The sequence below is a fragment of the Flavobacterium branchiophilum NBRC 15030 = ATCC 35035 genome, assembly GCF_002217205.1.
Lineage (GTDB): Bacteria > Bacteroidota > Bacteroidia > Flavobacteriales > Flavobacteriaceae > Flavobacterium > Flavobacterium branchiophilum.
In genome coordinates this window covers 7,836-13,282 of the sequence record NZ_MUGT01000098.1, presented here as the reverse complement: position 1 = coordinate 13,282, position 5,447 = coordinate 7,836, and the positions used below count along the sequence as shown (strand labels likewise).

The window sequence follows — 5,447 nt, the reverse complement described above, 5'->3', positions numbered from 1 at the left end:
AACCTGATTCAAATTTGCTGTTGTCGGTTACAGACGATACGGCAAATCCAAAGGGTTTTAACGACGGCAACACCCAAAACGATGATTTTGAGTATGACAACAACGGCAATATGACCGTGGACAAAAACAAAGACATCAAAAATATCACTTACAATCACTTGAATTTACCTACAAAAATTTTATTTGGTAATTCCAATTACATTACGTATCTTTACACCGCAAGCGGGCAAAAAGTGAACAAAGTGGTAAACGAGGCTGGAGTAATTACAACAACCGATTACATTAACGGGTTTCAGTACAAAACCTTGTCTTCTGGCGATGGTGGGTTGGTGTTTTTTCCGCATGCTGAAGGCTATGTAAACGTAAGTGCATCTAACAAAATTGGCGAAAGTAGTTTGTTTAATTACGTGTTTAATTACACTGACCATTTGGGTAATATCAGGATGAGTTACACGCAAGCTCCAACAGGTAGTTTGTCGATTTTGGAAGAAAACCACTACTACCCTTTTGGGCTCAAACACACCAACTACAACTCCGACAAGCGGTTGTATGTGCGTGAAAGTGTTGCCTCCAAAATAAAACCCGTAACGCCTTTGTTTCCTTTGGTTTATAATTATAAGTATAATGGGAAAGAGTGGCAGGATGAGTTGAGGTTGAATATGTATGATTTAGGAGCTCGTATGTATATGACTGACATAGGAAGATTTGCTGTTGTTGATCCAATGGCAGATTTTGTAAATTATCAATCACCTTATGTCATTAGTGATAATAATCAAGTGTTGAATGTTGATGAATATGGATTAGGTATTTTAAACGTCATTGGAAACCTATTCAAAAGGTTAGTTGGTGCTATTGGAAGCATCGGTAATGATTGTAGTTGTAATAAATACACTCAAGAATCTGTTGGTCGTGCTTGGAGAAGAGCTGATTTTCCAAATTTAAATAAAAAAATAAATGATTTATTTAATGGTAATGGCAAGAGTAAACCAACTCCTATTTCAACTGTAGAAGAAGAAAGACAACCAGTTATTGGTATAAACTTAGACCCAATTGGGATAAAAATGAATGATAATTTTAATATTCAAGCACCTGAAATTAATATTCCAAAATCACGTTCTTCATCAATTGTAGATGATGATATTAGAAGAAAAGGAACTACTTTAAATATTAGAGTTCTATTCGAATCTAACTCTCAAAATCTTAAAAATGACACTACTAGCTGAACAATGAATGATAAAACCTTAAATGATTTATTAAAAACCTTAAAGGAATATCCTGAAGTTATGTTGTTGATTCAAGGAAATGTTAGTAATAAAAATAATCCTACTTGGCGAGAAAATACTAATATTAGAATAGATGATGGCAGAGGTACTGTTGGGGAATTACAATTGAGCCGTGCGAAAGCTATAAAACGATTTTTGGTACAAAGAGGTATTGATCCAGATAGATTGTCCGTAGGAAAAGGTGTGATTGGTTCAGGTACAAAAAGTGCAACTATACAAAGTCAATAAGCCTTTTAATATGAAAAAGAGACTAATTCTATTTGGATTGATTATAATTATTTGTACCTCGGTCGCAAAGTATAGTAACTTTGAAAATCAGGAAGATGATAAAATTCTTTGGTCTAGCAAAAGAAAATTGATTTGGGATGATTTTAAAGGTGCTGTACCTGATACAACAGTTATACTTGCGATAACAGGTTACACTATTAAGCTTAATTATGAACGTTTAGATAATATAGTGTTAAATTATAAAATCGAAAATTATTTTATCAAAAGTAAATCTTGGACTGTTACTACGGATACTCAAACTTTGGCACACGAACAACTCCATTTTGATATTGCTGAATTATATGCACGGAAAATTAGAAAATCATTTGACAGTTTAAGACTTAGAAAAAACAATAACGTTGATATATACAATGAAATATATAATTCCAATATCTCAAAATGTGATAAATTCCAATTGTTATATGACCACCAAGTTTCTGGCAACAATAAAAACCAGCAACAATGGATAAAGAAAATTGGAGCTGAATTGGCAAGATTAAAAAGATATGAATATAACCCAAATGAATAATATTTTTGTAAACCAAAAACCCGAGCAATTGCTCGGGTTTTTTATCTAACTAAATAATCTTATGATACTGTTCTAAAAACATCACTAACATACACCAAAGCTGCAACCTAGCCCCGACAGTAGCGGCATCCTTTTTGTTTTTTCTTTAAAAACAAAAAGATACAGCGAATGGCGGGAACTGCCCCAGCGTGAAAATGCCAAATGTGGCGGCTGCTGATTTTTTGGCTAGCAATTAGTGTATTGTATTGGCTAATATGTTGGTTTTAAACTCTTTATTTTTCTTTCAAGTGTGGGCGTTAAAATTATACTACGTCCAATTAACAAGTACTTACAAGTTATTGATCCTTATAAGAAATAGAATGTTTGATTTAAAGAATGCCTAGACTATTTTATAATCGTGCAGGGCTATGTAGATAAAGAATACTTACACTATTTTTAACCGTGCAGGACTGTGTAGATTTTGCATATATAAAACCTACAAGGTTTTTAAACCTTGCAGGAAATAGTATGTTGATTTAAAGAATGCCTAGACTATTTTTTAACCGTGCAGGGCTGTGTAGATTTTGCATATATAATACCTACAAGGTTTTTAAACCTTGCAGAAAACAGTATGTTGATTTAAAGAATGCCTAGACTATTTTTTAAGCGAGCAGGACTGTGTAGATTTTGCTTATATAATACCTACATGGTTTTTAAACCTTGCAGGAAATAGTATGTTGATTTAAAGAATGCCTAGACTATTTTTTAACCGTGCAGGGCTGTGTAGCTTTTGCAGATATAATACCTACAAGGTTTTTAAACCTTGCAGAAAATAGTATGTTGATTTAAAGAATGCCTAGACTATTTTTTAATCATGCAGGGCTGTGTAGATTTTGCAGATATAATACCTACAAGGTTTTTAAACTTTACAGGAAATAGAATGTTGATTTAAATAATACCTAGACTATTTTTTAACCGTGCAGGGCTGTATAGATATTACATATATAATACCTACAAGGTTTTTAAACCTTATAGGAAATAGTATGTTATTATTTTAATTTAAAGAATATATACAAATTTTTTAAAATTTGCAAGAAATAGTATATTTAACACAAATGATACCTACAAAATTTTCGCTCATTGTATTAAATATTTAATATATATTCTACTATTCAAAACTTCAAGTCTTTCATCACGCTCTTTTATCTTTCATCTTGCTTCTCCCCTCTTTCGTCTTGCCTCTTTTTTGACTTAATAACTTTCGAGTTCAAAAAAATTATATCTTGGTTTTGCTGATGGTAAAAAGGCCAATAAATGTGATCATCATGTTGAGGATAATGAGTTCGTTATCAAAAACATAACCTCCAAATAGGGTTTTAGAATTGTCGTTGATGATAAAGGTTATTGCTGGCGAAAGTAAACAAATAAATGGTACCCAGCGGTCGTTTACGGTTTTGGATTTCATGAATAATCCAAACGCATAAAGCCCCAAAAGGGGGCCGTAAGTATAAGAGGCTACCTTGAAAATCATGCCTACAACGGAACTGTCGTTGATGGCATTGAAGACTAAAATTACTAAAAATATGATGCCTGAAAAGGCAAAATGAACCAAATGTCGGGTGCGAACCATATTGGTTTTGTGTGCATTTGCTTGTTTGTCCATGCCTAAAAAATCAACACAAAACGAGGTTGTTAAAGCCGTTAGGGCGGAGTCGGTGGTGGCAAAAGTGGCCGCAATGAGTCCTAATAAGAAAACGATGGCGGGAACTATTGTCAAATGGTTGAGGGCAATTTCTGGAAAGAGTAAATCTGTACGTGGCTTGCCCGACACATAATCGAGTGGGGTATGTATGTTGTATTTTTGGGCATAAAGGTATAATAAAGCCCCTACACTTAGAAAGAATATATTGATAATTACAAAAATACCTGTAAAAGTAAACATGTTTTTTTGTGCATCTTGAATGTTTTTGCAGCTTAGGTTTTTTTGCATCAAATCTTGATCTAGTCCTACCATGGCAATGGTAACAAAGATGCCTCCCAAAATTTGTTTGACAAAATGAAATTTGCTTTCTACAAAATTGTCGAAGAAAAATACTTTTGAATATTGGCTGTTTTTGATGGCTTCAAAGGCGGTTATGCTATTGAAATCCAAACTGTTACATATAAAATAAATAGTCATAAATACAGACGATACCAGAAAAAATGTTTGTAAGGTATCTGTAATAATAATTGTTTTGAGTCCGCCCTTATAAGTGTAAGAAAAAATTAATAACAACGAGATCAAAACGGTGAAAGCAAATGGGATATGGTAAAAATCGAAAACGAATCTTTGTAAAACAATTACCACCAAGTATAATCTAAAAGCAGAACTTATTGTACGGCTAATTAAAAAAATAAGCGCCGCTGTTTTGTAACTTCTTACGCCCATTCGGTGTTCGATATAACCATAAATGGAGGTTAAATTCATTTTATAATAGAGGGGCAATAGCACTTTTGTAATGATGATAAACCCTAGAGCATTGCCCAAAATAAACTGAAAATATTTGAATTGTTCGCCTGTTGGGGCACCAACTTCGCCTGGAACAGAAATAAATGTAACTCCAGAAAGTGCAGTACCTATCATGCCAAAGGCTACAAGATACCATTTTGAATTTTTATTGGCCTTAAAAAAAGCGTCGTTGCTGTTGTCGTTTTGGCTAGACAAAAAAGAAATCATAAACAACATTCCAAAATAGATAATGATGAGTAAAAGTATGGCACTTGGAGTCATAAATTGTATTAGTTTTTGTTAATATTAAATGTTTTTTAATAAGCGAAAGGTTCTTACGTTTTAGTTTTTTTGTAATAAATAGGCTGCTTTTGCCTCGTCTGTTTTTAATTCTTCCACAATGATTTTGACGCCTCGTTTGAATAATTTTTTGTTAGACCATTGCAAGTCTATCGTTTTACTGCCTTGTACCCGTCTGAGTTTGATCATAACTGTTGTAAAAATCATGTTGTGTTCTAATTTTTGAGCTGTTCCTGCTTTCATACGGGTGTTTCCCGTAAGGAATTACAACCCAAAAACCAATTCAATAGAAAAGTTGGCAATTTCGGAAATTTTTCCTTTACTATTACAAGATTAGGCTATGGTTGTGATAATTATTTTTTTTGACGTGCGTTAAACCGGCCATACCATAAGCTGTTCTAATTGGGGTTTGATGATTTTTTTTTGATAAAAATATTTTTTGGTGGACTGTAATGTGCTGTTTTGAAGCAAGATGTTTGTATGATTGTGTTGTTGTTTTGCGTGAGGGATAGCAGTGGAAATCCTTTTTTGTTTTTTTTCTTTAAAAAAACAAAAAAGATTGCAACGAATAGCCCGACCCGTAGTTTTACGGAGGGGCACG

The 5,447-nt window shown here is 33.3% G+C and carries 5 protein-coding genes; 3 read left to right on the top strand and 2 right to left on the bottom strand.

The features are described 5' to 3' along the window. The 3 genes from B0A58_RS16830 to B0A58_RS11340 all read left to right on the top strand — a co-directional run. Positions 1-1,223: RHS repeat domain-containing protein (locus B0A58_RS16830; protein ID WP_317047321.1), on the top strand; the 1,223-nt coding region annotated here is incomplete at its 5' end. Between the two features lie 3 nt (positions 1,224-1,226). Further along, on the top strand, positions 1,227-1,511 hold the full coding sequence (locus tag B0A58_RS11345) for an OmpA family protein (protein ID WP_089081154.1): 285 nt from the start codon (positions 1,227-1,229) through the stop codon (positions 1,509-1,511). A 10-nt stretch (positions 1,512-1,521) separates the two neighbouring features. Further along, on the top strand, positions 1,522-2,079 hold the full coding sequence (locus B0A58_RS11340; protein ID WP_089081153.1) for a hypothetical protein: 558 nt from the start codon (positions 1,522-1,524) through the stop codon (positions 2,077-2,079). A 1,255-nt stretch (positions 2,080-3,334) separates the two neighbouring features. Here B0A58_RS11340 and B0A58_RS11335 read toward each other — a convergent pair. Continuing rightward, entirely contained in the window at positions 3,335-4,828 is a 1,494-nt protein-coding gene (locus B0A58_RS11335) for a sodium:solute symporter (RefSeq protein ID WP_089081152.1), read from the bottom strand. A gap of 60 nt (positions 4,829-4,888) precedes the next feature. Next, positions 4,889-5,089, bottom strand: a complete 201-nt coding sequence (locus B0A58_RS11330) for an N-acetylmuramic acid 6-phosphate etherase family protein (RefSeq protein ID WP_089081151.1) — start codon at positions 5,087-5,089, stop codon at positions 4,889-4,891. Positions 5,090-5,447: the final 358 nt, after the last annotated feature.

Coding starts and splice junctions, on each gene's coding strand:
- B0A58_RS11345 (WP_089081154.1), top strand. CDS start 1,227: ATGAATGATAAAACCTTAAATGATTTATTAAAAACCTTAAAGGAATAT.
- B0A58_RS11340 (WP_089081153.1), top strand. CDS start 1,522: ATGAAAAAGAGACTAATTCTATTTGGATTGATTATAATTATTTGTACC.
- B0A58_RS11335 (WP_089081152.1), bottom strand. CDS start 4,828: ATGACTCCAAGTGCCATACTTTTACTCATCATTATCTATTTTGGAATG.
- B0A58_RS11330 (WP_089081151.1), bottom strand. CDS start 5,089: ATGAAAGCAGGAACAGCTCAAAAATTAGAACACAACATGATTTTTACA.